Consider the following 25,595-nt stretch of genomic DNA (forward strand, 5'->3'; position numbering starts at 1 on the left):
GGCGATGCAACGCCGCAAGGAATCGCGGGTTCCGCGTCAGCTGCAGTACGCGACTCAGAGGCCATAGGAATGGCGAGAGACGATGGGAGTCCATCCATCGAGCAACAGGCCGTCCCAGGTTACGACGCCGTCATCCCCATTCCGACGCGTGCTCTCGGTACAACGCAGCTCACTGAGGGCTCCATTTGATGATCTGGTCGTTGAGTCCAGCGTGAACGCGACACATCGGGATCGAACGTGGCCATCGAATTCATGCGGGATGCGCGGGGTCGACGTCCTTTGGCGTTTTCTTCGGTTCGGGCATCATTCAATCCGCGCCTTGTCTTTCAGGTCGCGGATCCGGATCTCGGCTTCTTCCTTCGAAGTCACGATCTCCGATTCGTCCGGGACCCGTGCGATCGCACTGAGCCTCTTGAGCTCGGCTATTTGCTCTGCAGTCGGTTTTTCCATCTTTGATTCCTTGAGCGCCTGCACGACGGTCTCGTCGTCGAGCACGTCAAGCAGCTGATTTATGGTTTGCTCGCAATCTCTGTGGCCGGGCTCGACATATCGGGCCAGAATGCCCTGAGCCAAGGCCTTCGCAACTCGCCGTTCCGGATCCATGGCCGGTACTCCACATACTCTCGGGAAAACGCGGCTATGAACGGCGTGTTCCTCTGCTCAGCCCCTTGAACGAGCTGGCCCGCAGGAGGCCTTCGGAGGTGATGTCGCGGTACTCGATGTCGGCATAGAACTTGGGTTCGACCCATGTTGCCTTCGGCTTCCTGATGGTCCTCGTCAGCCTCTGCTTCGGACTAACTACGGTGTCGAGCGCCTTGCGGATCTGCGCTGAGGTCGTCCGGCTCCATCCCGTACCGACCTTGCCCATGTAGACGAGGTCCGGAACGTCGTAAGGTGACGCGTCCTCGCTAGTAGGAGCGAGCTGCTTAACCATTTTGTTAAATCTCGCGAAGGCACGGGCCCAAGGGCGATCCCGTCCTCTGACGGGTTCTCCACTGCGCGGGACGAGAGGCGCCCGATCGCCATTTGCACCAACAGCGCACTGATCCGTGCAAGAATTGCCAGGAACGCAAGGTGGCTAAAAAAGCGACGATTACCCGCACAGTAACGGTCGGCAACCAACTAGGTACCTTGCGCAGGCGCATAGCCGTGCGACGACGCGACATCCGGTGACGGCAACTGATGCGCTAAGGCCAACTAACGCGCGCGCCTCAGCTCCTCGGTCGCGCGGCGGAGTACCTCGTGAAGCCATTCGTGCGATGGCTCGTCCGCGATTCGCTCGTGCCACAGCATCCGCACCTCCACAGGGGTCGTGCTGTAGGGTAGTTCATAAATCGTGATCGCATGCGCTTGCTCGAAGGCACGCGCCAACGGCCGCGGAACGATGGCCGCCAGCTCGGATTCGGCCAGGAGCGCGGGCAAGGCAAGGAAGTGCGGCAGCGAAACCGCGATTCGCGGGGGCCGGTCGGTCTCGGACAACGCCCGTTCAAGCGCGGCGCGGTCATACATCTCCGACCGCCTGGCCAGCCCGCGCTCTGAGATGAAACCACCGATCGCGCCTTCCTGCTCTCCTCCGAAGGAGACGACGACTAGCGGAAGGGCGGCGAGCTTCGCGTTGTCGAGCCGGCCGAGCTTACGCTTTCCGCCGACGATCAGCACATCGTCATACTCGAACAAGAAAGCTGTGCGGAAGCGATTCGGCGGAGACGAGAACACGCCGATGGCGACGTCGATGCGTCCTAGGTCGATCTGCTGGGCGAGATCGATCCGCGTTACGGGCTTGATTGTGAGGTCGATCGACGGAGCCTCCCGGCTCAATATCTTCAGCAGCGGCGGCGCAAGCGCCATCGTCGTGAAGTCATTGGCGGCAAGCGTGAACGGCTTGGTGGATACCGCCGGAGCGAAGGTCGGCAGCTCGACCGCAGCCTCGAGCGATCGCAGCGCCTCGCGAACCTGCGGCGCCATCGTCAGCGCCCGCGCCGTCGGCTGCATCCCGGCGGCGGTGCGGACGAACAGTTCGTCCTCCAACATCTCGCGCAACCGCGCCAGCGAGTGGCTGACGGCGGACTGACTCAACGCGACCTTCTGGCTGGCGCGCAGAACGCTCCGCTCCTCCATGACGGCGTCGAAAACCTTAAGCAGGTTCAGGTCCAATGTCTTGAAGGAAACCGGCACGCCGGGAGCCCTCTCTGTAGCGGATCGCAGCCGTGGCAGGGTTTTGCGACTGAACGCAGTTAAGGCCAGACGTTCGGCGGATGCAACCGATTGGATAAGCCATGGGCGTATTGCTGTGGCGCCACCGGCCATCTGAAGCCGGTTCAGGATCATCCTGAAAGACTTTCACTTCCGTAACGCGCCGTCCTGGTCAAGATTGTCGGTACCGGGTTGGGAGGAGAAAAACGATGATGGCCTGGGTGAGATCGGCTCGAAGCCGCGTACACAAATCTGTTGGACTGGCCGCGGCGCTCGTGGCGCTCGCGACCTCGGCGATTGCACAAAACGGCCCGATCAGGCTCGGCGTGCTGACGGACATGTCGTCGCTCTACGCGGACAATGGCGGCCGGGGCTCGGTCGTCGCGGCGCAAATGGCGGTGGACGATTTCAACGGCAAGGTCCTCGGGCGCCCGATCGAGATCGTCGCCGGCGATCATCAGAACAAGGCGGATATCGGCGCGGCGATTGCCCGGCGTTGGCTGGAGAACGACAATGTCGAGGCCATCCTGGACGTCCCGAACTCCGCGGTCGCGCTGGCCGTGCAGGGCATCACGCGAGACAAGAAAAAGGTGTTTCTTGCCACCGGGGCCGCTACGTCCCGGTTGACTGGTGACGAGTGCTCGCCCACCGGGATCCATTGGACCTACGACACCTACGCACTGTCGCAGGGGACGACGAGGGCGATTTCGCGTCTCGGCGCCAAGTCCTGGTTCTTCCTTTCTGCGGACTATTCGCTCGGTGCGCAGCTCGAAGCCGACAGCCGGAAGGTGATCGACGCCACCGGCGGCAAGGTCGTTGGTGCAGTGAAGCATCCGATCAATACGCCCGATTTCTCGTCCTTCCTGCTGCAGGCGCAGGCCTCCAAAGCCGACGTGATCGCGCTGGCCGATGCCGGCGGCGACTTCATTAATGCCGTCAAGCAAGCCGGCGAGTTCGGTGTGACGCGCAGGCAAAAGCTTGCCGGCTTGATCGTCTTTATCGCCGACATTCACAGCCTCGGGCTGCAGAGCGCGCAAGGCCTAATGCTGAGTTCGGCTTTCTACTGGGACCTCAACGACGAGACGCGCGCGTGGTCTAAGCGGTTCATCGAGAAGACAAAGAAGGTGCCTACCATGATCCACGCCGGCACGTATGGCGCGGTGATGCATTATCTCAAGGCGGTCGAAGCCGCAGGCACGCTCGATGGACCGATTGTGGCGGCCCAGATGCGTGGATTGCCCGTGAACGATTTCATGACCCGCAACGGCAGGATCCGGCAGGACGGTCGGCTGGTTCGCGACATGTATCTGTTTCGCGTCAAGTCACCGGAGGAGTCCAAGTACCAGTTCGACTACTACGAACTCCTGGCCACCATCCCGGGGGACGAGGCTTTCAGACCGATGGAGGACGGCGGATGCTCGCTCGTGAAGAAGTCGTGATCGACATGGACCCAGCGTACGGAGTCGCGCGTAATCCGATCGACGAGGTAATCGCCGGTCGGCTCTCGTGTCGCGAGTTCTCCGGTCGACCCGTCTCGCGGACGACCGTCGAGCAGATCCTGCGCGTGGCGCGGTTCGCGCCGAGTGGCGCTAACATCCAGCCCTGGCACGTTTACGTGCTGGCAGGCGCCGCTAGGTCCGAAGTGTCGGCCGCGCTTCTGCATGCGTATGAGAACGAGCCGAACGAGCACTTCTCCGAATATCAATACTACGCCACCGCATTGCCTGAGCCCTATCTCGGCCGTCGCCAGGAGTTCGGGCGATTGTTTTATTCCTCGCTCGGGATCGGTCAGTTCGATGCTGCCGGGAGGAGTCGGCAGACCGCAAAGAACTACACGTTCTTCGGCGCCCCGGTTGGATTGATCGTCACCATCGATCGGCGCCTGGCCATGGGAAGCTGGCTCGATCTCGGCATGTTCATCCAGAACGTGATGCTGGCGGCGGTAGGACGTGGGCTGCAATCCTGTCCGCAAGAAACCTTCGCCAAATTTCACCGGATTTTGCGTCCGCTGCTGTCCATCCCTCCCGAGCAAATGGTGGTCTGCGGGATCTCGATCGGGCACCCCAGGGAGCAGGCGAGCGGGCGGCTGATGCCACGCGCGGATGTGGAGGCATTCGCCTCCTTCAAGGGTTTCGAGGACTAAAACAGGAGAAAGTCATGGGAAGCCGTGAACAGCTGATCGAGCGCAGCATTCCTTTTCTGCGCGAGGTGAAGGATATGACGCCGAGCGCGGCGATGGAGCGATGGCTCAACGAGACTTATGGAGAGCACAGCGCGCTCTACCAGGATCTCGCTCGTCTCATTAAAATTGGAGTCGAGGAGGGTTGGGCGGCGAACCAGGAGGTGGACGGACCGAACTATCGACGCAGCCGCATCCTCGAGCCGGTCCCCGAGACGTTTCAGTTCAGCATCACCGCAGTCTACATGAACAGTGCCGATCCGCGCCGCTTCAAGGACGAGGACGATCACGACGTGCTGCGCGGGCAATATCACGGCCATCCTTATGGCGAGCTAAACCTCGTCGTTCCTCTCGACAAGGGGGCGCAGCTGAGGGGATTGCAGGGCTGGCAGGGGCCAGGCTGGACAGCGCCGGATCCCGGCAGCCGGCACTATCCGGAGGTGAGGGGCGGCGCGGTGATTGCCCTGTTCTATCTGCCCGCCGGACGCATCTCGTATGACTTCAAAGCTCCGTCCGATCGCTGAGTTCGCATCGCGGGCGCGTCATCTGAAGGCGTTTGACTTGGAGCCCAGCTGCTCCACGTAATAGGGACTACCTAGCCGTCCGATGATAGATATGTAATGACTAATGCAAAACAATCGTGAGGCTGAGAATAAATTGAAAGGCATCTTTGAGAAGTATCCGACGCGCCAGGAACGATATCAGGCCGCAAGCAATGCGTTCGCTATCAGGGCGGGGTCAATGCAGGACGCGGTCTTTCGTCTCTGGTTTGACGAGCGGCATAAGGAATTTGAGCGGAACCAAAGTACATAAATCGAACTAAATGCTTTCGCGCGGTCAGCGGAGTGTCGACCTTGCCCGCGATTTGGCGCAGTCGCCTGTCCGTTGCAAGGCGCGGTCCAACTTTCACGACCGGCAACACGCTTATGCGGAGATGTCAATCTGAACTATTGCCGATTTCATGTGGAATGCGATCGCTGCCTTGTCGTACGTTATACAGGATCGTATCGAGCTAATTACCGCGAGTGCTGCGGGTTGCCATCTCTGTTCATGACGCGTCAGCGGACGGGGCATGCCAAATTAGACCGTCGCGATTTTGTCTTTCGGGCTAATTGCGGACGATCGGAGGCCGGAAACAGGGCGGGCAAGCTCGGCAGATTGCGAGCGCGAAGATTGAGAGCGCGGAACTGTTCGCCCTCGCGAATCAGGCGCTGGTTCTAAGGCATGACCTCAACGGCAGCTCGGGTGATGCAGCGCAGCTGAGTGGATGCGGATTAAATGCGCGCTGCACAGCGGCACCAACTCGGTTGAAATAAAAAATAGATTTTTGGACGCATTTTGAGATTCTATCCTAATTTTGCTCGATGGCGCCGTGAAGTTTGAGAAAACGCTCCACATTGGAGGGCTTATCTTGCAGGTTGGGAAAGCCGACCATGCAACAGAAAACAATGCCGCCGCGATCAACGTCGTCACACAGGATTGATCTCGTTCGGCGCATCGACCTCACCACCTTGCGGCTGTTCATCGCCATCTGCGAAGAGGGTAATCTGACGCGCGCCTCGCAACGGGAGGCGATTGCCGCATCCGCAGTTAGCAAGCGCATGCATGATCTCGAGGAGGCGCTCGAGGTTGCCCTGTTCGAGCGGCACCCGACCGGGATGGCTCTGACGCCTGCGGGAGAATCGCTGCTGCATCATGCGCGCGTCACCCTGCTCAACGTCGAGAAGATCGCGGTCGACATGGCCGAGCACGCCCGAGGCGTGCGCGGACACGTGCGGATGCTGGCCAATCTGTCCTCGATCGTCGAATTCCTTCCCGACGATCTGCCGGGATTCTTTCGGTCGCACGAGATGGTGCGCCTCGATTTGCAGGAGCGGGCAAGCGCCGAGGTGGTTCGCGGTGTCGAGGAGGGCGTAGCCGAGATCGGCATCTGCTCAGCGGATGTGTCGACCCGCGGGCTGGAACGCTTCTCATACCGCAGGGATCGCCTCGTCATCGTGGTGCGGTCCGATCACCCGTTGACGAGGTCCGGCAAGGTCACCTTTGCCGATACGCTGGACTACGATCATGTCGGCCTGTTCGCGACCAGCTCGATCTATCTGCGCTCGCAATACACCGCGCAGCAGATCGGCAAATCGATCAGACTGCGTGTTCATGTCCCCGGCTTCGATGCGGTTTGCCGCATGGTGCAGGCAGGCATGGGCATCGGTCTCATTCCGGATCGTGCGTTCGAGGTGCTGAGCCACGGCATGGGTCTGGCGGCGGTTCCGTTGCGCGACGACTGGGCCGACCGCGAACTGGTGCTGGTTGCGAGAGATCCTGCGGGCTTGTCGGCAACGAGCCATCTGATGCTCGCGCATCTGCGCTCTCCATCGGTCAGCGCCCACTAATTTTGCGGCGTTCGTCATCCGCGAACGCTCCTTCATCAACGACTATTGGACTCAACACCTCCTGGTCGGCGACATCTCGACGAAACAGATTGTCGAGGAGCGCCTGCCATGGATGGACCGCTGTCCGGAATTCGAGTCGTCGAACTCGGAACTTTGATTGCCGCGCCGTTTGCCGCGCGGCTGCTCGCCGAGTTCGGCGCCGAGGTGGTCAAGATCGAGCAGCCCGGCACCGGTGATCCGCTGCGCAGCTGGCGAAAGCTGCATCAGGGCACCTCGCTTTGGTGGTACCTGCAATCGCGCAACAAGAAGTCGATCGCGATCGATCTGAAGTCGCCAGAAGGCCGCGAAGTGGCGCTTCGCCTTGCGGCTCAGGCAGATGTCGTGATCGAGAACTTCAAGCCGGGCAACCTCGAGAAGCTTGGCCTCGGCTGGGATGTGCTGTCCAGGCTCAATCCCGACCTGACGCTGGTGCGGATCTCCGGTTACGGCCAGACCGGCCCTTACCGCGACAGGTCCGGCTTCGGCGCGATCGGCGAGGCCATGGGGGGCCTCCGCTTCACCACGGGCGATCCGGAACGTCCGCCGGCTCGTGTCGGCATCAGCATCGGCGACAGCCTTGCTTCGCTCCACGGCGTGATCGGCGCTCTGCTGTCGCTGCTGCGGGTCAAGACCGGCCAGGGGCGTGGCCAGGTGGTCGACGTCTCGCTCTACGAGAGCGTGTTCAATCTGATGGAGAGTCTCGTCCCCGAATATGACCTCATGGGGCATGTCAGGACCCGCACCGGTGGCGCTCTCCCGGGTATCAGCCCCTCCAACACCTATCCGAGTTCGGACGGTCAGCACGTCGTCATCGCCGGCAATAGCGATGCGATTTTCCGGCGCCTGATGCAGGTCGTCGGCCGGCCGGATCTCGCCGACGATCCATCGCTCGCCAGCAATGACGGGCGCGTTCGCCGCAACGCCATCCTGGACGCCGCCATCACCGCGTGGACGACGACGCGGATGATGGAGGAGATTCTGGCGGTCTTGGACGGCGCCGACGTTCCCGCAGGACGGATCTACTCGGTCGCAGACATCGTCAGCGATCCCCATTATGCGGCGCGCGAGATGATCCTGCCGACCGAGCTGCCGGGTGATGTCACCGTAAAGATGCCGGGGATTACGCCAAAGTTCTCCGACACGCCAGGCGCCGTCAGATGGTCAGGCCCCACCCTCGGTCAGCATACGGACGAGGTTCTGTCGGGTCTCGGTCTCGAGGAGGCTGACATCGCGCGGCTGCGCCGCACTGGAGCGGTGCAATGACCGCCGCACTACCCGCCATCGTCATTCAGGAGGTTGCGCCGCGCGACGGATTGCAGATCGAGCCGAAATGGGTCGGGACGCCCGACAAGATCAAGCTGATCGATTCCCTGTCCGCGATCGGCTTCGCCCGCATCGAGGTGTCGTCCTTCGTCTCGCCAGCGGCCGTTCCGTCGCTGCGCGACGCTGCCGAGGTTTTCGCCGGCATCACGCGGCGGCCGGGTACGGTCTACACCGCATTGATCCCGAACCGGCGCGGCGCCGAGCTGGCGCTGGCGGCACGCGCCGACGAGCTCAACTTCGTGATGTCGGCGAGCGAGACCCATAACCGCGCGAACATGAACATGACGCATGCGCGCTCGCTGGCGTCGCTCGCCGAAATCTCAGGGCCCGCACACGAAGCTGGCGCTCTGCTCAACGCCACCGTCGCGACGGCGTTCGGTTGCCCGTTCGAGGGGGCGCAGCCGATCAACAAGGTGCTGGACATCGTCAGCCGCTATCTCGCTCTCGGCGCCGACGGCATCACGCTCGCCGATACGACCGGCATGGCCAATCCGAACCAGGTCTCTCAACTAGTGGCCAGGACCTTGCTGCTGGTGCCCGCGGACAAGCTGACGCTTCACTTCCACAACACCCGCGGCCTGGGGCTAGTCAATGTGCTCGCCGCTCATGATGCTGGAGCGCGACGCTTCGATGCGGCGCTCGGCGGCTTGGGCGGATGCCCATTTGCACCCGGGGCTACCGGCAATGTCTGTACCGAAGATCTTGTCAATCTCTGCCAGGAGATGGGCCTCGCGACCGGCCTCGATCTGCGAGGCCTGATTGACGTGTCATGCCGTTTGACCGGACTGGTCGGGCATGACGTGCCCGGTCAGGTCGCCAAGGCCGGCCCCGCCTCGGACCTGCATCCGCTTCCGGAGCGATTGCGGCACTCGGGCTGAACATCCAACAACTCAGAATCTCAAATAACATAAGGAGGAAACCATGACCATGACAGCGGCGGCCATCGGGCATGTGGACACCGGGATCTCCGAACATCGGGTCATCAGGAAGATTGCCTGGCGGCTGATGCCGCTGATCATAGTCTGCTACTTCTTCGCGTTCTTCGACCGCGTCAACATCAGCTTCGCCAAAGCCGCGCTCCAAGCCGATCTCGGGCTCAGCAACACGGCTTATGGGTTGGGCGCAAGCCTGTTCGTCGTCGGCTACGTCCTGCTGGAAGTGCCGAGCAACATGCTGCTGTATCGCTTCGGCGCGCGGCGCTGGATCGCCCGCATCATGATCTCCTGGGGCATCGCCACCGCGGCCATGGTGTTCGTGCGCAGCGAATGGCAGTTCTACTCACTGCGGTTTGTGATCGGCGCCATGGAAGCAGGATTTGCACCCGGCATTCTCTACTATCTGACACTTTGGTTTCCGAAGTCGCACCGTGGGCGCATGACGTCGGTATTCTTCCTCGCGACCGCCTTCTCAGGGATCATCGGTGCGCCGATCTCCGGCCTCATTCTCAACTATCTCAACGGACTGCATGGTCTCGCCGGCTGGCAATGGCTGTTCGTGGCTGGCGGTCTGCCGTGCGTTGCGCTCGGCCTGGTCGTCCTGTTCCGCTTCGATGACGGCATCGAGCAGGCGAAGTGGCTGAGCGACGACGAACGTCGTATCATCTCGGTGCAGCTCGACCGGCAGAAGAGCGAGGTCGACGAGCGCTCGGCGTGGCGCTCGCTGCTGATGCCGGGCGTGCTGCTGCTGGGCTTCATCTACTTCCTGATCCAGGTCGCATCCTACGGGCTGAATTTCTGGGCGCCGGATCTGATCAAGGCCGCGGGCGTTGGCAGCGCGGCGGCGATCGGTTTCCTGACGGCCGCTCCCTATGTGTGCGGTGCCATCAGCATGTTGGTGGTCGGGCGGATGTCCGATGCCTCGGGCGAACGTCCGAAGTTCGTGGCCGCCTTGATCCTGGCCGCAGGATTCGGCTTCTTCGCCAGCGGAGCCTTCGACAAGAATGTCGTGACGCTGGTGGGGGCGCTTGCCGTCCTCGGCGCCGGCGTGGTTGCAGCGATCCCAACGTTTTGGACCCTGCCGCCAAAGATCCTGACGGGAGCGGGCGCAGCGAGCGGCATCGCACTGATCAACACGCTCGGCCAAGTCGGCGGAATCGTGAGCCCGGTGATGGTCGGCTCGGTCAAGGACTGGACCGGCAGCACCACACCTGCGCTTTACGCGATCGGTAGCGTCTGCGTGCTCTGCGCGATCCTGCTGCTGACCTCGCTGCCGCGCGGGTTGAGGGCGAACGATCTGCCCGAAGCGGACGCGGGCGCACTCGGCCCGTTGAAGGCCGAGAACGTGTCACGGACGCCGACGATCCGACCATCCTAGTCGAACTTGACCATCCCGAGCCCGATGATCTCGTCCTTGGCGTGATCGAGGCTGGTCGTCTCGGTGTCCAGAAGGATGCCGGTCCTGCAATCCTGCCCGACGGTCCGCTGGGATGCGGACCGCGGCACCGGGCGACGCAGCACCCTGTAGTCCGCCGACCGGCTCAAGGCCTCCGCCATCGTTGGGAGCATTGTGCTGGAGCCACTTGTCGGCGGCCTGCTTGGAGGCGAAGAGCCTGGCCCAGGAAGTGTCGCCGATCGCTCTGGAATTCTCATCGGCGAGATAGATCCAAACGGAAGTTTGCCGCTGCCCGCCTTCGATCTCGTATTCCCACGCAACGCCCTCGGGATCGTGCTTGTCGAACCATCTATCGGCCGCCTCTGCGGACGCAAACACCTTTACCCATTCCTGGTCGCCGACGTTCCGCTGTTTTCCACTCTCGTAGTCGTTGAGATAAACCCACGCCGTCCTTCGGGTCCGACTCAGCTCAGCCCGATGTTCAACTGCGGCATTGACCTTCTGCCGATCGGCGCGATCCTCTCGCGGGAGCGATCGAAGGGTGGCGTGGATTTCGGACGGAAGCCCGGGTCTTTCGCCGGGCGGTTTCTTGGCCCATTCGATCCAACGGTCGAACGCGTCCGTCATGGGGGCCTCCTTTGCTTTACCCGAAACGGGCTATCCATCGTGAACGCGTCCGGCCTGATGCCCTTCTCCAGGCTCGCCCAGCTCACGGGTGCGGCGATCGGAAATCCTTCCCGCGCCCGCGGCGAATAGGTGCCGACGGCCGTCGTGCCGCGTCCGTTGCGCAGATAGTCGAGGAAGATCCGCCGAGCGCGCCTTGCCTGCGCTGAGAGGATGTAGCGATCGGGATTGCGCGCGGCGAACTCGGAGCACAGTCCGCGCGTGATCCGGTGCGCCCGATCGTGCAGCATCGGCTCATCGAGCGGCGCCATCAGATGAACGCCCTTGCCACCGGTCAGCTTCGGCCAGGGGTCGAGCCCTTCTCGCTTCAACAGGGCACGAAGCTCGAGCGCGGTGTCGGCGACCTCCTGCCACTCCACGCCTTCGCCCGGATCGAGGTCGATCACGATGCGGTCGGCATGCTCGAAGTCCTCGACCGTCGAATTCCAGGGGTGCAGCTCGACGGTTCCGATCCGCACGAGGCCGAGAAGGCCATCAAGACTGTCGACCCAGAGGCGCGTCCCTTGCCCGCCATCGCGCTTCTGGATGCGGAGCTGGTGCACGGCTTCCGGGACGTCCTTCGGAAGCGGCCCCTTGTGGTAGAAGGTGGTGCCGTGCACGTGCCGCACCAGCTTGAGGGGCCGGTGGCCGAGGTGCGGCAGCGCCTTGTTCCATACCCGCCTCCAATAGTTCGCAAGTTCTTCCTTGGAAGGGACGACCGCGTCGGGAAGAAGCTGGAGGATGTTTTCCTTGGGCACCCCGAGCTTCGGCCATCCGGCGGAGGATGGCGCCGACCGCGGCGCCTTCACCGTCCGCACTGCTAGGTCGCCCCGAAGACCTTTGAACACCGCTTCCCGCAGCAGGCCGTCGTCCGTCAGCGCACCATACTCCACCTCAGCTTCGACGGCCGGTTCGACCCATGTCGCCTTCGGCTTCCTGATCCGGACGTCGAGCGGGGAGGTTCGTCGGATCAGCGGATCCAGCCGCTCGCGCAACTCGCGCGCGGTCGTCTCAGTGTATCCGGTCCGAACTTTGCCGGCATACACGAGCTTGCCGTCCTTGTGGCGGCCCACATAGAGCGAGGCGATCTTGCGCGGATGGGCTCCCAGCTTTTCCACGAAGGCGACGATCGGAAAGGTCTCGCTCTTCTTGCACTTCAGCTTGATCCAGGTCTCCTGCCGGCCCGAGCGGTATGGGCGGCCGAGCCGTTTGGCGACCAGCCCTTCCAGTCCGAGCTGACAGGCCTTCGCGAAGATCTCATCGCCGTCCGCCTCGAGAGCCTCGACATAGACGAAGGTTTCCGGTGCGTTCGCGAGGAGCTGCTGCAGCAGACGCTTGCGATCCTCATAGGCCGCGCCACGTAGGTCGTAGCCGTCGAGGTACAGGAGATCGAAGGCGTGGTAGCGCACACGCTCGCTCTGCTTGCGGCCGAGCTCGCGCCGGAGCCGCTGGAAGTCGGGCAGCCCGCCGCTGCCGTACACGACGGCCTCGCCGTCGATGATCGCGCTCTTCGCGTTCACCTTATGAGCCGAGGCTGCAATCGAGGAGAACTGCTCCGTCCAGTCGAGCCCCGTCCGCGAATAGACTGTGATATCGCCATCATGGAGATGCAGCTGTGCGCGATATCCGTCCGCTTTGATTTCGTAGACCCAACCCTCCCCAGGGGGCGGTTTCTCGCGCAGCGTGGGGTCGCACGGCTCGATGTAACCTGGAATAGCGGTTTTGCGGGCGGCGGTGACGCGCGATACTTCCGAACGAGACTGACGCAACGCCACGGCACACATGCGGATTCAACCTGGCAGGCCTGAATCGTTCCCTCACGCCAGTCGCTGGTGAGCCTGCTTCCGCCTCGTTCTTGGGCCGGCGCGCTCGCTAAGTTTTTGCGATGCATCTTAATTTTCCTGAATCCGGGAACGCGCGGCGCCGGTTATCCTCATTCTCCAACGACTGAGGGGCTCTCTCCGATGTTCGACGCCCAGACCACCGCGCTGCTGCGCGCGGTCCTCGACGATGTCTGTCAAACCGTGTCGCGTTACGAAACCGGCACCCGCACGCACGTAGCCGCGAAGATCCTCGAAGCGGCCAGGCAGGGCGAGGCGACGGCGGACAGCTTGATGCAGGTCGGCCGGAAGGCGCTCAGCGACGCGCCGAAGATGTGGCGGTGATGAGCCATGATCGGCGCTCGTCACTGGTCATGGGCGAGCGCCCTTCCGCCGGAGGCCATCAGGAGAAGTCCGACTGCGATCAGTATCAGAGCCAGCCTGAATTCACCTCCGAGAACGATCCGACGTCGTCGCATCGCTGGCAACGCAAGTGCGTGCCGTCGGCTCCTATTCGGCGGAGGAAAGTTGGCTCATGGGGGCGGAGTCTCCGTCCCTCGCCTCTGCAAGTCGTGCACTTGCCGGCATAGATCTTGCGGCCCGGCGCCGGCTGGCGTACCGGCGGCGGAGCCGGTGCCGTTGCAAGCCTCGCACCTGATCTCGCCGACCTGGCCGGTGCTCATGCTTCGCCCGAGCCGGAGAACAGCACGTTCGGCGGCGTTGCGCGCGGCGGCGGCGTGCGTCCGTAGCTTGATCCGCTGCTCTTGAGTTCGTACCGCTTGGCCAAATCGAGCAGCCGCCGCTTGGTGAATGGATCCGCTTTCTCCGCCAGATCGCGCGCCCGCTGCGCGAAGCCCCTGTAGAACTCTTCCACGACGCCACCCCCGCAACAATCACTGAAAACTGCATTTCATTATTCGGCGGCGGTGAGGTCAAGGACTTCGGCAGTCGCGTACAACTTTCCGCGACGCTGTTGCGCCCGCGGGTCGGATGGAACTACGCTGTAGCCGGCAGGGAAAATCCGATGACTGTGCTCTTTCCGAACCGGAAGCTGTGCCCGACGTGCGGCAAACCGATGACGGCTGTCGCGGACGGTAAGCGGGGCTGCAGCGGTATGTTTGCGTGACTTGCGATGGCGACCCGATGCGTTCGCCGACGGTTCGTGGCTGGATCGAAGGCCCCCTGAAGCCGCCGAACGAGTCCTAGTCCGGACCAGTCCGGTCGCACTTTGGGCATCGCCCATCGGCGGTGAGCGAGAGCTGGCGGCCGATTTCCTCCCTGAGTACCTCTGGCTCGCAGCTCGTCCCGTCGCTTTTGACGATGCGCTTGGCGCGCTCGAGCGCGTGGCTCTCGGCTGCATCGTCGCCGACGCGGATGGTGACGTCGTCGTGGAGGGGCAGACCGTGGTGGCGCGCGTGGTGTGGAGCGCGTAGTGCACGAGCGCAGCCAGGTCATCCGACGGTATGTTCGGCGACATCTCGGCTCTCCTCTAGCGCTCCTTCCTCGGCGCCCTGACGGAAATCAGCCCCGGCGTCCAAAGGATCGCCGGGGCCAATTGTCCGCTTTTCTAGCCAGGGGCTGTGACCCTCCAACCCGCGGTCCCGGCCTTCGTTCCATCGAACTGCCGGCGAGCCGCTCTCCGGAGCCGGCCCGTCCTCGCGGTCGGTGCCCTGATGCGAAGCGGGGTCCGGAGCGCCTAGGAGTCCGGGCTCCGCTCGTCACGGCGCCAGCGCGCTTCGCGCCAGCGTGCACAAATCCTAGGGGAGAGACGGCTAGGCGCCTTGAGCCATCTCAAAACCCAGTCCCGCTTCCTTAGGGGAGGACCTTAGGTAGTCGACCGCAATTTCGCAGGCTCGCGAGCGGGCGCATGCTCGCTTCATGGAGCGCCAGGTTTTGTTCAAGTGTCCGCGCACCGGCATGAACGTGCAGTAGCGGCTGGAAGACGATCGGCCGGAGGCGCCGCCGCAAAACACCTACATGCCCGTGCGGTGTCCCGCCTGCATGGCGCTTCACTTCGTCAACAGCACGACCGGCAAGCTCCTCGGAGGTTTAAGCAGCAGTCAGCCCGGTCGAGATCGGCGCTCCGCCTGATCCATCAAGCGACTTGTGCAGACGTCGATGCTGAGGGAAATACCATCGCATGACTTCTCGCAGCTTGTCGGAATCTCCCCGCGCCCAGTTGCGCATGATCTCGCAACCGAAGGAGATCGCCGTGATCGGCCTTGCCCCGGCCTGGATCATTCGGTCGAACGCGCGGCACGCGGCCGGCGAGATGCCGCCCACCGCGTCGGCGACCGGATAGACCTCGTAGCCTTCGGCCAGCATGTCGAGCATCGGAAAGGCGAGGCAGACCTCGGTCCAGAGCGCTCCGATGACCACCTTGCGTCGCCCGGTGTCCTGGACCGCCTTGCGGAAGTCATCGTCTTCCCATGCATTGACGCCCGTGCGGTCGATTTCTTCCACTCCCGGCAGAGCCGCGCGGATCTCCGGAATCGTGCCTTCGTTCACGCCCATATCGACCGCCACCGTCGAGAGCACCACAGGGATGCCGTAGGCCTGAGCGAGTTTGCACAGCGCAACCGCATTGAGGGTGATCTCCTCACGGGAGGATGAAGTCACGCTGGAATACTGCTCAGGCTGGTAGTCGATCAGGACCAGAACGCAGTTTTGCGGGGTCAGAAGATGATCGGCCTTCGGATCGCGGACAGGTTCGGGCTGGGTCTTTGCCACGTTGTTCCTCTTTCGAATGGAAGTGAAGGATCCGCCAAATCTATATCAGGAAGATCTGCTGATGCGCGAGCTTCCACGGTCGACGAGCCGGACGTCGGCCAGATCATGAAGGAGCACGACGTCAGACGTAGGCCCTCACAGCGCGCTGAGGTCGTCGGGCACCTCGCCGCACTTCCGGATCAGCTTGGCGTGCCTGAAGTCGCCGCTAGAGGGGTCTCCGGTCCGACTGAACGCAATTGCGCCGGCGTGACCGGGCTTCCGGGACAGCGCCTCCGCCCGCATGACTGCGGCGTTGGCGCTGAGGCACTCCGTCGCCTCGCTGGCGGCCAGGCCCTCGTCGGAGAAAACGAACGGTAGAGCGACATAGTAGGTCACATCAGCCATTTGCCTCGTCTTTGCGTTCTCGGGCTCCTGGGAGCCGTCCCCGCGAGTAGCCGGTCGACACCTTCGTCCGGAGCTCGTCGAGCTGGGCCTCGAGGAAGTCGTTGGCGACGATCAGGGCCTTCACGGCTTTGTGCGCATCGCCGCCGCAGGCCGTGATCGCCTGGTCGGCGGCGAGCTCCACGTCCCCCTCGACGCGCGTTGTGGCTTCTGGCGCAGCGGGCATGCGCTATGTTCCCTTTTTGTTCACGTGGAGTCAAGCGGCCTCGCTTGGGTTTTAATGCCGGACCAGCTTGCCGTTGGAGTAGACTGCGCGGATGGACCCGCTGATGGCGCACCGGCACCTTGCGGAAGCGGAGCGTCACGTCGCGCTTGCGGAGGACCATGTCGCCCGGCAGCTCGCAATCGTGGAAGAATTGGAACGGGCCGGACATCCGGCTGGGCTGGCCAATGACGTGCTCGGCACGTTCCGGATGCTGCTGGCCTCGCACATCGGACACCGCGATCTGATCCGCCGGGAAATCGATGCCTAGAAGGCCGTCGCGAGATGTCGGAACCTAGGCGTCCCGTTCGTCTTGAATCGAGGCCCAACGGAGTTCTGCGTACATGGCACCCCGCGCCAACTGGAAAGGCTTCCTCCGTCTCTCGCTGGTCACCTGTCCCGTGGCGCTCTACCCGGCCACCTCCGAATCCGAGAAGATCTCGTTCAACCAGCTCAACCGGCAGATCGGCCATCGCATCATGTACCTGAAGGTCGACGCCGATACGGGCGACGAGGTGCCGAACGAGGACATCGTCAAGGGCTACCAACTCGAGAAGGACCAGTTCATCGAGGTCTCGAAGGAGGAGCTCGAGAAGATCGCGCTTGAGTCGACGCGCACCATCGAGATCGACGAGTTCGTGGACAAGGCGGACATCGACCCGCGCTATTTGATCCGCCCGTACTACATCAGGCCGGACGGCAAGGTCGGGCACGACGCCTTCGCGGTGATCCGCGAGACCATCCGCGAAATGAACAAGGTCGCGATCGGTCGGGTGGTGCTGACCAACCGCGAGCACATCATCGGGCTCGAGCCGCTGAACAAGGGGCTCGTCGGCACGCTGCTGCGCTACCCTTACGAGGTGCGCAGCGAGCAGGAGTGTTTCGACGACATCCAAGACGTGAAAGTCACGAAGGACATGCTGGATCTCGCAAGCACATCATGAATCAAAAGGCGGGGCGCTTCGATCCCGATAAGTTCGAAGACCACTACGAGACTGCGCTGATCGACCTCATCAACCAGAAGCGCGCCGGCAAGCCGATCACACCCAAATCCAAGCCCGCTGCGACGAACGTCGTCGACCTGATGGAAGCGCTGCGCCGGTCTGTCGGTCAGGAGACCGCGCCGGCGAAGGCGACCAAGCCGGCCAAGAAGCCGAAGAAGGCGTCCGCCGGAGGCCGCAGCGGAAGTCCGCATAGCCCAAAATATTCGCAAAGCGTACGCCACGACCAATGATCGGCTGATCAATTTGAAGGCTGCCATGTTGGTCGGGCGCTGCCCTTGTGGCGTCGCGAACCTTTTTCTGCATAATGGCGTCTCTCTTGCATAGTTCAGCACTCAACCGAGATGAGGGCGTCAGTTTGGATCAGCGATTGCTCCGTTCCCGAAGCAATACTGCGAATCCGTCTGGCCTGTCCCGGGTGGAAGCCGACCACCTCGGCCCCGATGCGGCCGCCGAGATGGCGCGTATCTTGGACGAGCCGCCCATATTGCTGTCCGAGGTTCTGAAGGGCGATGCGCGCCTGACGCCGAAGTGGGCGCACGGAGGCCTGAAAGAGGATTACATGCGCGGCGTGACCGGACACATCGCGGTCGGCTGCTACGAAGGGCAGCATCGGATATCCTGGCGGGTCGAGAACAAACTCCTGGACTCCAGGACAAACCCGAGAGCGTTCACTTTCATTCCGCAAGGCGTAGATGGCCACTGGAACATCGCAGGGCCCGTCGTGGTTTCGCACGTGTACCTCACGCAAGAACGCCTTCAGGCGTGCGCGGATGAGATCGCGGGCGGAAGGCGCGTCGAACTTCTGCCGCGTGTGGCTTTCGCCGATCCCGCGGCGGCGGGGTTGCTCGATGTCCTGAGCCATGAGGCGGAGCGGGACAGCGCCTCGTCCCGCCTGTTCGTGGAGCAAGCGATCGACCTCCTGTGCTTGCGGCTGGTCCAGGAGCATTCGTCTTTTGGCGGGTTGCCTGCTCAGGACAGAAGGGGTGGGCTCGCCGATTGGCAGGTGAAGCGCGTCACCGCATTCATCGAGGAGAATCTCAACCGCCACGTCGGGCTTGATGAACTCGCCGCCCTCGTCGGTCTCAGCCGGTTTCACTTCTGCACAGCCTTTCGGCAGTCGACCGGCCAAACCCCGCATGCATGGTTGACCGGGCAACGAATGAAATGCGCGCGCGAACTTCTCGCCCACTCGAGGCTGAGCGTCACAGAGGTCGCGCTTGCAGTCGGTTACGAAACTCCATCGGCTTTCGCTGCGACTTTCCGAAGGAGGGTGGGAGTAACCCCTTCCGCATTCCGGCGAGCGCTGTAAGCGCCCGGCGGCAATTTATCGCAAGAGTGCGATAGCCGCCGCAATATCCGAACGGTACTTCTCTTGGGAACATGCCCATTTGCAGGCTTATCCGAGGGATGGCAGACCACCATGACCAACCATGAGCCGTTCATCGACGGCGCCGTCGAGACAGAAGAAACGTCGGGCGGGGTATCACGCCGTTCGCTCCTGCTGACCGTCGGGGGAGCGGCATCCCTGGCGGCCGTGCCGCAAGCTGCCGCGCGAACCGCATCCGAAAGCAAGCCCGCCGTGTCGAAGGCACGACGGGTTTGCGCTGATGCCGTCCGGCCGGCGCGCCAGTAGCTGCTGCAAGGTTCGCCTTCCGCATGTGGAGGGGCAGGGTCCGCAAATCATCGCGGCCCATAGCGCGGATATTCGACTCTGATGCTACGGTCTGGCAGTCAGCGCTAGTCTTCCATTTCGATGCCGGTCAGCTCCGACGTGAAAAACTCGTTACGCAAGTGTTGCTTAATATTGTCCGGCCGACGCTCGCCTTGGGTGAGCTTGAGAATGCGCTCAGCGACCTCCAACGCCGACCGCTGCTGCTGGAGCGTGAATGGCGGGCTGGAAAGAACCTCATCAAGAACGTCGCGAAGCATTTGCACCGTGACGGCATCGTAGGCCATAGCCGAGGCTCCGAATTAAGAGAACCAGCAAAACAGCGGTGCCGAGCTCAAAATACGTGTCTCGGCAGCGCCTATTTTCAAACTGAGCACTGAAATCCCAGTTGCCGTTTATTATGCAACGGCTATGCCACAATCCTATGACAGGCCGGAACGAGCCGAACGTCCGGTCCTCGCCCGCTGCTTGTCGACGACCGCGACTAGGCGGGCAAGGATGAGGGAGACAGTTAAGGCCGCTCTGGAGGCGGCCTTACTTTTTGTTAGAGGCTTTTCCCTCAACCGCGCATCGCTGCACCACCTTGCTGAAGCAGGCGCGTTGCCGCTGCGCGGAGCCTTCGTCGCGAGTTGGCCAAGCAGAACTCACATCGTTTGCAACAATATCACTCCGATGACGGTCACAAAGAAACCGATTGCCGTCACTGCGGCGAAGCACCGCTCTACGCTATCCATGAACCCAACCCCCGCCAAAAAATAGTTCAGCTTATTTCGTGATGTACTCTGCTATTCCAACCGCTGACTCGCTCGTACCCCGCGAGGAAGTTCGAGACCTCCTCCGTCCAGAACAGAACGCTTTTAAAAGTGAGAGCTGTGTTTCGTCGAGCGACTTGAGCACCGAAAGCGCTCATGCCGCCATACCGTGCGCCGATTGCGTGGTGCTCGCATCATCTCCGATTGCTCGGAGCGAGAAGCCAGATGTGCACGGTTTGAAGTGATCGCGCAGCGCACCGTTCGCTAAATGCTCCCAATACTCAGCTTCGGCGAGCAGTTTCCAACTTCTATCGGGATTACGCGCGGCGGTCTGACGGCACAGCGATGCCATCGCGCGCAGGCGACACACAGTATCCATCTACTCCTCCCACTCTTTTTTTGTTTTTTGCACCCTATTTTCTATTTTTGCGTCGGAGTCATTATAGTTATGACTCAGAACCAAATTTAACTCCACGAAGCGCGATTCGGCGTTCGTTGCGCCTGCAAATCGCGCATCGATCACAATCGGCGCAATCCAGTACATTCATTCGGCGATCAATGATCGGCCCCCGCGAGCAAAGCGTTCTTGTCGAGCATGCATCATTTGCACTGCAAAAAGTCCGTCATGCCCGTAATCCTACGACATTGCGCACCCGTAGTGTTTGGCGCCTACTCTTCCGATTGTTTTTATTGACGATTAGCTTTTAGCGAGAGGTCATGAGCGTTAAAGCCATGATGGCGACAATCCTCCACAATCAACTGACGTTGCGCGGCGTGCATTCCCTCACGCCATCTGACTACGAGGAGATCGTAGAACATTTGCTCGAACAGCTCAGAGAGCTGGAGCTTAGCTTGGCCGCGCGCGAATTGGATGGCAGGCAAGAGCCGAAGTAACTTCATAGAAGCCAAGACGCCCACTTGGTTGGTCGGCACGGCGACTCAATGTATCTCTCGCCACCATGAAATACACATCTGCTGGCCCCTTAGCCGACCCCGAGACTGGCGCCCGAAAGCTAATCGAGATTGCCAGCGGCATTCAACCCGTGCAGGACGGACGGGTCTTCATCGAGCTGATCAATGTCCCTTTCTTGAAGCAGGGCGGGACTGGCGAAAAATTCCGTAGCGCAATCGCGTCGGCGCAGGAGCGAGGCTGGCTGGAGCTGCATGAGTCCGGGATCCGACCATACTCCCGGCAGCGACGACCGCCGCGATCCGACGTCTCCATTTCGTCATTTCGGCTTCCTCCAAGATGGAACTGCATCACGCCGCCAGTTCTCGTCGTCGCCGGCGACGCGACTAAGTGTGTCTTGGAGCTACCCGCAACGAAACGACTTTGCGCCCACGGTCCTGCGTTTCGTCCCGCGCGACGACGGGATGGACCCGCAGGCCTGCGGCTATCCCAATTCATCCGCAAAGAATGATTTAAGAGGCTCTGTCGCGTCGTCCCGAGGGATGCGATCGGTCTTCTGAAGACCGTCGCTTGGCTTCGAGAGAAGGATGAACTTGAAATCGGTGATGAAGTCGTCGCCCGAGGTGTGAGTTTGGAATCCGACCATTCGACCTCGAGCGACTCCCGGCGCAGTCGGAGTACCTGGCATTCCTATGCCCGACGCGGGTTCCGGCACCTCTTGATGCGAATAGACCTCAAAGGTAATCGCTTTCCCTATTAGGCGGACGTCCCTCCGGAAGCGGCCATGGCCGAGGTGCGCGATGCGCTGAACTCGATTGGCGACACCTGTCCGGAGTGCCCGCCAGAGGGCAATTAGGCGGGCTCGCTCGACCTGCAGAGTTCACGGACGGCGGTGGCTCTCAAACCCGTAAGCTCGGTCCACGCTAAAGCGGCCCGGATCCAGTTCAGCCGCTTGTCGCCGCTGGCTTCCGCAGCGAGCTACATCGCCGCGACCGCCTCGCACTCGGGATCGTGCTTGAGATTCATGGGTCGAAAATATAACCACAGATCGTCCATAGCTTTTCCCGTGGGAAACATTCCTATCCCCGCGGGGCGCCAATGCAAAGTCTCAGGCCGGCGCCCTGCTGTGGTCTGCCCAGGACATTCGCAGCACCGCCAAGGCCATCGACACGATCCCGGCCGCTTGCGCCTCTATCAGGTGGAAGGGTGACCCGGCAGGTCCGCCGGGTGAAGCGCCGCTTGACCGGCACGCCCGCGGCCGTGCGCGACAGCGCCGGCAACCGCATCGTCTTCCATTCGACGACCTGCTCCTGCAGCTTGCGCGCGAGATCGCGCTCCAAAGCGTCCGGAGTCACTCCGTGTGACTCGATCGTCTGCATCGTCCTCCTCCTAGGCCGCAGCACGTTCGACCTGTACGGGCTTGGCGCGGGCCAAACCCCGGGAGCCCTCATCCAAGGCGCACAACGTCCCAACGATATCGTCGATAGATACTTGCCCTATTACTCCTCTGCTGCAGGGCCGTGCGGGACATAATGACCGAGCCGTCGGAGGCGGACTAGGCGGCGCTCCTTTCGGTAACACAGAGAATCTGTTTCGACACCCGCTGGTGCTCGAAGACGCTGACGCGGACGAAGGATGGCGCTGAGATCGATACTGTCGCGCTTGGTACCGGGACTCGAGCAACCAAACACTGCTTAGCTAGGCAATGCGGGATGCTGGCAGCCATAAGCCGACAAAACCTTAGCGTTACACACCCGTGGAAGCCGCCTGCTCCGGGCTCCGCGGATGCGAAACGATACGAAGCGCCGAGACCCCGAACGATCTCTAACAATCCCAGTATCTCGTCGTGTGCCACGGCCGGCTTGATGCCAACTATATGCGGCAGCAACGAGTGAATGTCAGGGTTGCTCATCACGGCCTCCCATCGGCCCGCGGCAGCGGAAAGGCTTGTAGGAGATGAGCGCTTCTCCATCGATATGGCGTTTCGCCGGTAAAGCGCTTGAATACCGTCGTGAAGTGAGCCTGGGTCTGAAACCCCACGGCCAAGGCGATGTCGATGAGCGACACGTCGGCCCGCTGCATCAACTCCTTCGCTCGGTCGATCCGCCGCTTCAGGAAGTAGTCGTGCGGCCTCATGCCCACGGCCGCGGAACTGCGCGGCAAAATACATCCGGCTCAAGCCAGCCACAGCGGCCAGATGCTGCAAGGTGACCTTAGCGTCCAGATTGTCTTCAATATGTTCGAGCACGCGCTTCAGACGCCATTTCTGCAGCGACCGCACTCTCCGAGCGGCTTGTCCTTCTCGGTCTCCCGGGGCTCGCGTGTCCCGGGGCCGACTGACAACCGTCCCCCAGCTGGCCTTGCGGGTCAGCATGGCTAGACGCAACGCGTCGAGAAGGATGGCGTAATCGGGATGGTGCATGGCTCTCGTTGCCGCGAGCGCATCAGACAGGCGCTGCATCACCGGGTCTGTGATCTCCTCGCCGGCAGTGCCCCGATCAGAACAAATGGCTGCTCGCGCAAGAGGCTTGGCGGATACCCTGAAGCTCGGCTCGCCGAGGACAGATGTGCGCATATCGGGCGCGGGCGGCTCGATGGCTAGGGAAACATCAAGATGCACAAGGGAGAACATCATTGCCTCGGCCCCCGAACGCGGATCCGGTGATCTCGGGCTGCGACGTGACAAGACGTCTGTTGCGGCGGTGACATGATTGTTTTGCGAGTATGACCTCTGCAGCGACATCGTCGGTGCTCCTTGTCTCACTACGTGTTCTCCAGATCGCCTCAAGGTGCGAGCCGCGTGAAGACGTAGTCTTGGCTCTTTGCGCGAGCTTCGTGACAGGCAAAGCAAGTGCGATGCTGGGCCTCGTCGACCGGCTTGCCGTCGACAAAGCGGCCAAAGCCCCAGCCGCCGGTCGCGACATATTTTTTGGAATCCTTAACCATCACCTGAACCGTCGTGGCCGAGCCGGGAATCGTGGCGGACGCGAACTCCGGCGATTGCTTTCGCTTCCAGGCGCGCTTGACCAGAACGGTGCCGTCCGGGAAAGGCAGCTTGCCGGCCTTATAGGTGTCGATGGCGATCTGGTTGCCGACGACGGCGCGAAGCTCGTCAAGCGGAGCCGCCTCCTCGGCAGGGGCGATCAGCTCCCACTGCTTGTAGCTGGGCGGAATGGTGACGCCGAAGATTGGCGAGGCATCGGCGTGCTCTGTCGGTCCCTCCGCGAGCGCGATCGCGACGAAGTAGGGCGCGCAGGTCAGGAGAACGGCAAGGACAATCACGGCGAGTACGATGGCCGTGGCAAGTGGGGACGTCTTCTTGTTAGTTTCAGTCGAATTCATGATTCTTCACCGGGCTGGGAGCAGAAAACGATCCTCGGCCAGCGGGGCTGAACCGAGGAAGTCAAGCGATGCTCAGGCGCCGTCAGCCTCGATCACAGCCTTGGCAAAGGCTTGCGGCGCTTCCTGCGGCAGATTGTGCCCGACGCCGCCGGTGATGAGACGAAACTCGTAGCGGCCCGAGAACTTCTTGGCATAGGCGCCCGGCTCGGGATGCGGCGCGCCGTTCGCATCGCCTTCCATCGTGATCGTCGGCACGTCGATGACCGGCGTCGCCGCCAGCTTCTTTTCGAGATGCTCGTATTTCGCCTCGCCCTGGGCAAGACCGAGCCGCCAGCGGTAGTTGTGGATCGTAATCGCGACATGATCCTTGTTATCGAGCGCCGCCGCGCTGCGGGCGAAGGTGGTATCGTCGAAGTTCCATTGCGGCGAGGCGAGGTTCCAGATCAGCCTGGCGAAGTCATGCGTATATTTCTCGTATCCGGCGCGGCCGCGCTCGGTGGCGAAATAAAACTGGTACCACCATTGCAGCTCGTCCTGCGGCGGCAGCGGCGCGCTGCCGGCGGCCTGGCTCGAGATCAGATAGCCGCTCACCGAGACCAGCGCGCGGCAACGCTCCGGCCACAGCGCAGCGATGATGTCGGCGGTGCGCGCGCCCCAGTCGAAGCCGGCGACCACCGCCTGCTTGATGTCGAGCTTGTCCATCAACGCGATGATATCGAGCGCCATCGCGGCCGGCTCGCCGTTGCGCAGCGTCTCGCTGGAGAGAAAATGCGTGGAGCCATAGCCGCGCAGATACGGTATGATGACGCGGTACCCGACCTTGGCCAAGATCGGCGCGACATCGACGAAGGCGTGAATGTCATAGGGCCAGCCGTGCAGCAGGATGGCCACGGGACCGTTCGCGGGGCCCGCCTCGGCATAACCGACGTTGAGAACGCCGGCGTCGATCTGCTTGATCGGTCCGAAGGACGCATTCGATGCGGACGATCGCGATGCCCCCGATTGGGCGCGAGCGAGGCCGACGGCGCCGAGGCCGATGGCGAGGCTTCCCGCGGCGATGCCGAAGAACTTGCGGCGGTGCTGGTCGATGATCTGCTTCATGTGCAGGGTCCCTGAGATTGTTAGTGGTGCGTCAGATCAGCGCGACCGTGACGTCGATATTGCCGCGGACGGCCTTGGAATAGGGGCAGGTCTGGTGTGCTTCATCGATGATGGTGTGCGCGATCTCGGGATCGAGACCCGGCAGGCTGACGTTGAGGCGCGCCCGAAGCAAGTAAGCACCTTCGTCGAGCACGAGATCGATCTCCGCATCGATCGCGCTCTTCCTCGGAAGCTCGATCTTCCGCTTGCTCGCCGCGATTTCCATCGCGCCTTCGAAACACGCCGACCAGCCAGCCGCGAATAATTGCTCCGGATTGGTGCCGATGCCTGCGCCGCCCCGCGGCGACAGCATGATGTCGAGGCGACCGTCGGAACTGCGCGATGTGCCGTCGTGTCGCCCACCGCAGGTGTGGGTCCTGGCCGTGTAGAGTAGTTTAGCCGTTTGCGTCATTGTGGTCTCCTTGCCGTCGCGAGCCGACTAGCAGCGGCGCGCACAAGGCACCCGT

28 protein-coding genes and 1 pseudogene are annotated in these 25,595 nt (G+C 62.2%); 13 read left to right on the forward strand and 16 right to left on the reverse strand.

Annotated features, from left to right (window positions below):
• Positions 1-303 precede the first annotated feature (303 nt).
• The 3 genes from EAV90_RS29935 to EAV90_RS29945 form a co-directional block, all read right to left on the reverse strand.
• Entirely contained in the window at positions 304-603 is a 300-nt protein-coding gene (locus tag EAV90_RS29935) for a hypothetical protein (protein WP_129145520.1), read from the reverse strand.
• Between the two features lie 34 nt (positions 604-637).
• The gene (locus EAV90_RS29940) at positions 638-934 is read right to left on the reverse strand and encodes an ATP dependent DNA ligase (protein WP_244607712.1); all 297 of its coding nucleotides are present in this window, start codon (positions 932-934) and stop codon (positions 638-640) included.
• A 263-nt stretch (positions 935-1,197) separates the two neighbouring features.
• Entirely contained in the window at positions 1,198-2,328 is a 1,131-nt protein-coding gene (locus tag EAV90_RS29945) for a LysR family transcriptional regulator (protein ID WP_244607711.1), read from the reverse strand.
• Positions 2,329-2,402: 74 nt separating this feature from the next.
• Here EAV90_RS29945 and EAV90_RS29950 point away from each other — a divergent pair, with 74 nt between their 5' ends.
• The 7 genes from EAV90_RS29950 to EAV90_RS29980 all read left to right on the forward strand — a co-directional run bounded on the left by EAV90_RS29950 (position 2,403) and on the right by EAV90_RS29980 (position 10,437).
• Positions 2,403-3,632: an ABC transporter substrate-binding protein gene (locus EAV90_RS29950; RefSeq protein WP_245509654.1), complete on the forward strand. Its 1,230-nt coding sequence runs from the start codon at positions 2,403-2,405 to the stop codon at positions 3,630-3,632.
• Positions 3,633-3,637: 5 nt separating this feature from the next.
• A complete protein-coding gene (locus EAV90_RS29955; protein ID WP_122406786.1) occupies positions 3,638-4,336 on the forward strand; it encodes a nitroreductase in 699 nt (232 codons plus the stop codon).
• Positions 4,337-4,350: 14 nt separating this feature from the next.
• A complete protein-coding gene (locus tag EAV90_RS29960; protein WP_129145521.1) occupies positions 4,351-4,896 on the forward strand; it encodes a 4-hydroxylaminobenzoate lyase in 546 nt (181 codons plus the stop codon).
• Between the two features lie 909 nt (positions 4,897-5,805).
• The gene (locus EAV90_RS29965) at positions 5,806-6,762 is read left to right on the forward strand and encodes a LysR family transcriptional regulator (RefSeq protein ID WP_244607708.1); all 957 of its coding nucleotides are present in this window, start codon (positions 5,806-5,808) and stop codon (positions 6,760-6,762) included.
• Between the two features lie 108 nt (positions 6,763-6,870).
• Entirely contained in the window at positions 6,871-8,064 is a 1,194-nt protein-coding gene (locus tag EAV90_RS29970) for a CaiB/BaiF CoA transferase family protein (protein WP_129145522.1), read from the forward strand.
• Positions 8,061-9,002: a hydroxymethylglutaryl-CoA lyase gene (locus EAV90_RS29975; protein WP_122404520.1), complete on the forward strand. Its 942-nt coding sequence runs from the start codon at positions 8,061-8,063 to the stop codon at positions 9,000-9,002. The genes EAV90_RS29970 and EAV90_RS29975 overlap by 4 nt, the downstream gene beginning before the upstream one ends.
• Before the next feature lie 49 nt (positions 9,003-9,051).
• Positions 9,052-10,437: an MFS transporter gene (locus EAV90_RS29980; RefSeq protein ID WP_129145538.1), complete on the forward strand. Its 1,386-nt coding sequence runs from the start codon at positions 9,052-9,054 to the stop codon at positions 10,435-10,437.
• On the opposite strand, the gene EAV90_RS39760 is transcribed toward EAV90_RS29980, so the two are convergent.
• Positions 10,434-10,604 carry a hypothetical protein gene (locus EAV90_RS39760; RefSeq protein WP_164937166.1) on the reverse strand — a complete coding sequence of 57 codons (171 nt, stop codon included), beginning with the start codon at positions 10,602-10,604 and terminating at the stop codon, positions 10,434-10,436. The two genes, EAV90_RS29980 and EAV90_RS39760, sit on opposite strands and share 4 nt — an antisense overlap.
• 474 nt (positions 10,605-11,078) lie before the next feature.
• On the reverse strand, positions 11,079-12,902 hold the full coding sequence (ligD, locus tag EAV90_RS29990; protein ID WP_129145523.1) for a DNA ligase D: 1,824 nt from the start codon (positions 12,900-12,902) through the stop codon (positions 11,079-11,081).
• 180 nt (positions 12,903-13,082) lie between these two features.
• Between ligD and EAV90_RS29995 the strand changes: the two genes are divergently transcribed.
• Positions 13,083-13,283 carry a hypothetical protein gene (locus EAV90_RS29995; RefSeq protein WP_122404517.1) on the forward strand — a complete coding sequence of 67 codons (201 nt, stop codon included), beginning with the start codon at positions 13,083-13,085 and terminating at the stop codon, positions 13,281-13,283.
• Positions 13,284-13,617: 334 nt separating this feature from the next.
• On the opposite strand, the gene EAV90_RS30000 is transcribed toward EAV90_RS29995, so the two are convergent.
• The 4 genes from EAV90_RS30000 to EAV90_RS30030 all read right to left on the reverse strand — a co-directional run bounded on the left by EAV90_RS30000 (position 13,618) and on the right by EAV90_RS30030 (position 16,275).
• A complete protein-coding gene (locus EAV90_RS30000) occupies positions 13,618-13,812 on the reverse strand; it encodes a hypothetical protein (protein WP_122404516.1) in 195 nt (64 codons plus the stop codon).
• Positions 13,813-14,987: 1,175 nt separating this feature from the next.
• Positions 14,988-15,668: an isochorismatase family protein gene (locus tag EAV90_RS30020; protein WP_129145524.1), complete on the reverse strand. Its 681-nt coding sequence runs from the start codon at positions 15,666-15,668 to the stop codon at positions 14,988-14,990.
• Positions 15,669-15,803: 135 nt separating this feature from the next.
• Positions 15,804-16,052 (reverse strand): hypothetical protein, encoded by a 249-nt coding sequence (locus EAV90_RS30025; protein ID WP_129145525.1) that lies wholly within the window; start codon positions 16,050-16,052, stop codon positions 15,804-15,806.
• Positions 16,045-16,275 (reverse strand): hypothetical protein, encoded by a 231-nt coding sequence (locus EAV90_RS30030; protein ID WP_122404512.1) that lies wholly within the window; start codon positions 16,273-16,275, stop codon positions 16,045-16,047. The genes EAV90_RS30025 and EAV90_RS30030 overlap by 8 nt, the downstream gene beginning before the upstream one ends.
• A gap of 91 nt (positions 16,276-16,366) precedes the next feature.
• On the opposite strand from EAV90_RS30030, the gene EAV90_RS30035 reads away from it, so the two are divergent.
• The 4 genes and pseudogenes from EAV90_RS30035 (at position 16,367) to EAV90_RS30050 (ending at position 18,948) form a co-directional block, all read left to right on the forward strand.
• A complete protein-coding gene (locus tag EAV90_RS30035; protein WP_122404511.1) occupies positions 16,367-16,582 on the forward strand; it encodes a hypothetical protein in 216 nt (71 codons plus the stop codon).
• Positions 16,583-16,655: 73 nt separating this feature from the next.
• Positions 16,656-17,545, forward strand: a pseudogene (ku, locus tag EAV90_RS30040) (non-homologous end joining protein Ku).
• A 185-nt stretch (positions 17,546-17,730) separates the two neighbouring features.
• A complete protein-coding gene (locus EAV90_RS30045; RefSeq protein ID WP_244607706.1) occupies positions 17,731-18,624 on the forward strand; it encodes a helix-turn-helix domain-containing protein in 894 nt (297 codons plus the stop codon).
• Between the two features lie 111 nt (positions 18,625-18,735).
• Positions 18,736-18,948: a hypothetical protein gene (locus tag EAV90_RS30050; RefSeq protein WP_122404510.1), complete on the forward strand. Its 213-nt coding sequence runs from the start codon at positions 18,736-18,738 to the stop codon at positions 18,946-18,948.
• 104 nt (positions 18,949-19,052) lie between these two features.
• Here EAV90_RS30050 and EAV90_RS30055 read toward each other — a convergent pair whose 3' ends face one another.
• Positions 19,053-19,271, reverse strand: coding sequence for a hypothetical protein (locus tag EAV90_RS30055; protein WP_129145526.1), 219 nt, complete (start codon positions 19,269-19,271; stop codon positions 19,053-19,055).
• Positions 19,272-19,890: 619 nt separating this feature from the next.
• Positions 19,891-20,115 (reverse strand): hypothetical protein, encoded by a 225-nt coding sequence (locus EAV90_RS30060; RefSeq protein WP_122404508.1) that lies wholly within the window; start codon positions 20,113-20,115, stop codon positions 19,891-19,893.
• Between the two features lie 338 nt (positions 20,116-20,453).
• Between EAV90_RS30060 and EAV90_RS39765 the strand changes: the two genes are divergently transcribed.
• The gene (locus tag EAV90_RS39765) at positions 20,454-20,630 is read left to right on the forward strand and encodes a hypothetical protein (protein WP_164937167.1); all 177 of its coding nucleotides are present in this window, start codon (positions 20,454-20,456) and stop codon (positions 20,628-20,630) included.
• A gap of 1,095 nt (positions 20,631-21,725) precedes the next feature.
• Here the strand turns inward: EAV90_RS39765 and EAV90_RS30070 are convergent.
• From EAV90_RS30070 to EAV90_RS30095, 5 genes are all read right to left on the reverse strand, one after another.
• Positions 21,726-22,025, reverse strand: a complete 300-nt coding sequence (locus EAV90_RS30070; protein ID WP_129145527.1) for a hypothetical protein — start codon at positions 22,023-22,025, stop codon at positions 21,726-21,728.
• A 532-nt stretch (positions 22,026-22,557) separates the two neighbouring features.
• Positions 22,558-22,782 (reverse strand): helix-turn-helix transcriptional regulator, encoded by a 225-nt coding sequence (locus EAV90_RS41535; RefSeq protein WP_312016198.1) that lies wholly within the window; start codon positions 22,780-22,782, stop codon positions 22,558-22,560.
• A 648-nt stretch (positions 22,783-23,430) separates the two neighbouring features.
• The gene (locus EAV90_RS30085; protein WP_122404505.1) at positions 23,431-23,988 is read right to left on the reverse strand and encodes a cytochrome P460 family protein; all 558 of its coding nucleotides are present in this window, start codon (positions 23,986-23,988) and stop codon (positions 23,431-23,433) included.
• A gap of 72 nt (positions 23,989-24,060) precedes the next feature.
• Positions 24,061-25,089, reverse strand: a complete 1,029-nt coding sequence (locus EAV90_RS30090; protein WP_129145528.1) for an alpha/beta fold hydrolase — start codon at positions 25,087-25,089, stop codon at positions 24,061-24,063.
• 31 nt (positions 25,090-25,120) lie between these two features.
• Positions 25,121-25,540, reverse strand: a complete 420-nt coding sequence (locus tag EAV90_RS30095; protein WP_129145529.1) for an organic hydroperoxide resistance protein — start codon at positions 25,538-25,540, stop codon at positions 25,121-25,123.
• Positions 25,541-25,595: the final 55 nt, after the last annotated feature.

This window comes from Bradyrhizobium vignae (assembly GCF_004114425.1).
GTDB classification, from domain to species: domain Bacteria; phylum Pseudomonadota; class Alphaproteobacteria; order Rhizobiales; family Xanthobacteraceae; genus Bradyrhizobium; species Bradyrhizobium vignae.

Coding starts and splice junctions, on each gene's coding strand:
- EAV90_RS30060 (WP_122404508.1), bottom strand. CDS start 20,115: ATGGATACTGTGTGTCGCCTGCGCGCGATGGCATCGCTGTGCCGTCAG.
- EAV90_RS29955 (WP_122406786.1), top strand. CDS start 3,638: ATGGACCCAGCGTACGGAGTCGCGCGTAATCCGATCGACGAGGTAATC.
- EAV90_RS29950 (WP_245509654.1), top strand. CDS start 2,403: ATGATGGCCTGGGTGAGATCGGCTCGAAGCCGCGTACACAAATCTGTT.
- EAV90_RS29965 (WP_244607708.1), top strand. CDS start 5,806: ATGCAACAGAAAACAATGCCGCCGCGATCAACGTCGTCACACAGGATT.
- EAV90_RS29975 (WP_122404520.1), top strand. CDS start 8,061: ATGACCGCCGCACTACCCGCCATCGTCATTCAGGAGGTTGCGCCGCGC.
- EAV90_RS29995 (WP_122404517.1), top strand. CDS start 13,083: ATGTTCGACGCCCAGACCACCGCGCTGCTGCGCGCGGTCCTCGACGAT.
- ligD (WP_129145523.1), bottom strand. CDS start 12,902: ATGTGTGCCGTGGCGTTGCGTCAGTCTCGTTCGGAAGTATCGCGCGTC.
- EAV90_RS30035 (WP_122404511.1), top strand. CDS start 16,367: ATGGACCCGCTGATGGCGCACCGGCACCTTGCGGAAGCGGAGCGTCAC.
- EAV90_RS29935 (WP_129145520.1), bottom strand. CDS start 603: ATGGATCCGGAACGGCGAGTTGCGAAGGCCTTGGCTCAGGGCATTCTG.
- EAV90_RS29945 (WP_244607711.1), bottom strand. CDS start 2,328: ATGATCCTGAACCGGCTTCAGATGGCCGGTGGCGCCACAGCAATACGC.
- EAV90_RS30055 (WP_129145526.1), bottom strand. CDS start 19,271: ATGGCCTACGATGCCGTCACGGTGCAAATGCTTCGCGACGTTCTTGAT.
- EAV90_RS29970 (WP_129145522.1), top strand. CDS start 6,871: ATGGATGGACCGCTGTCCGGAATTCGAGTCGTCGAACTCGGAACTTTG.
- EAV90_RS30090 (WP_129145528.1), bottom strand. CDS start 25,089: ATGAAGCAGATCATCGACCAGCACCGCCGCAAGTTCTTCGGCATCGCC.
- EAV90_RS30025 (WP_129145525.1), bottom strand. CDS start 16,052: ATGGCTGATGTGACCTACTATGTCGCTCTACCGTTCGTTTTCTCCGAC.
- EAV90_RS30050 (WP_122404510.1), top strand. CDS start 18,736: ATGACCAACCATGAGCCGTTCATCGACGGCGCCGTCGAGACAGAAGAA.
- EAV90_RS29980 (WP_129145538.1), top strand. CDS start 9,052: ATGACAGCGGCGGCCATCGGGCATGTGGACACCGGGATCTCCGAACAT.
- EAV90_RS30030 (WP_122404512.1), bottom strand. CDS start 16,275: ATGCCCGCTGCGCCAGAAGCCACAACGCGCGTCGAGGGGGACGTGGAG.
- EAV90_RS29960 (WP_129145521.1), top strand. CDS start 4,351: ATGGGAAGCCGTGAACAGCTGATCGAGCGCAGCATTCCTTTTCTGCGC.
- EAV90_RS29940 (WP_244607712.1), bottom strand. CDS start 934: ATGGTTAAGCAGCTCGCTCCTACTAGCGAGGACGCGTCACCTTACGAC.
- EAV90_RS41535 (WP_312016198.1), bottom strand. CDS start 22,782: ATGAGGCCGCACGACTACTTCCTGAAGCGGCGGATCGACCGAGCGAAG.
- EAV90_RS39765 (WP_164937167.1), top strand. CDS start 20,454: ATGAGCGTTAAAGCCATGATGGCGACAATCCTCCACAATCAACTGACG.
- EAV90_RS30085 (WP_122404505.1), bottom strand. CDS start 23,988: ATGAATTCGACTGAAACTAACAAGAAGACGTCCCCACTTGCCACGGCC.
- EAV90_RS30095 (WP_129145529.1), bottom strand. CDS start 25,540: ATGACGCAAACGGCTAAACTACTCTACACGGCCAGGACCCACACCTGC.
- EAV90_RS30070 (WP_129145527.1), bottom strand. CDS start 22,025: ATGCAGACGATCGAGTCACACGGAGTGACTCCGGACGCTTTGGAGCGC.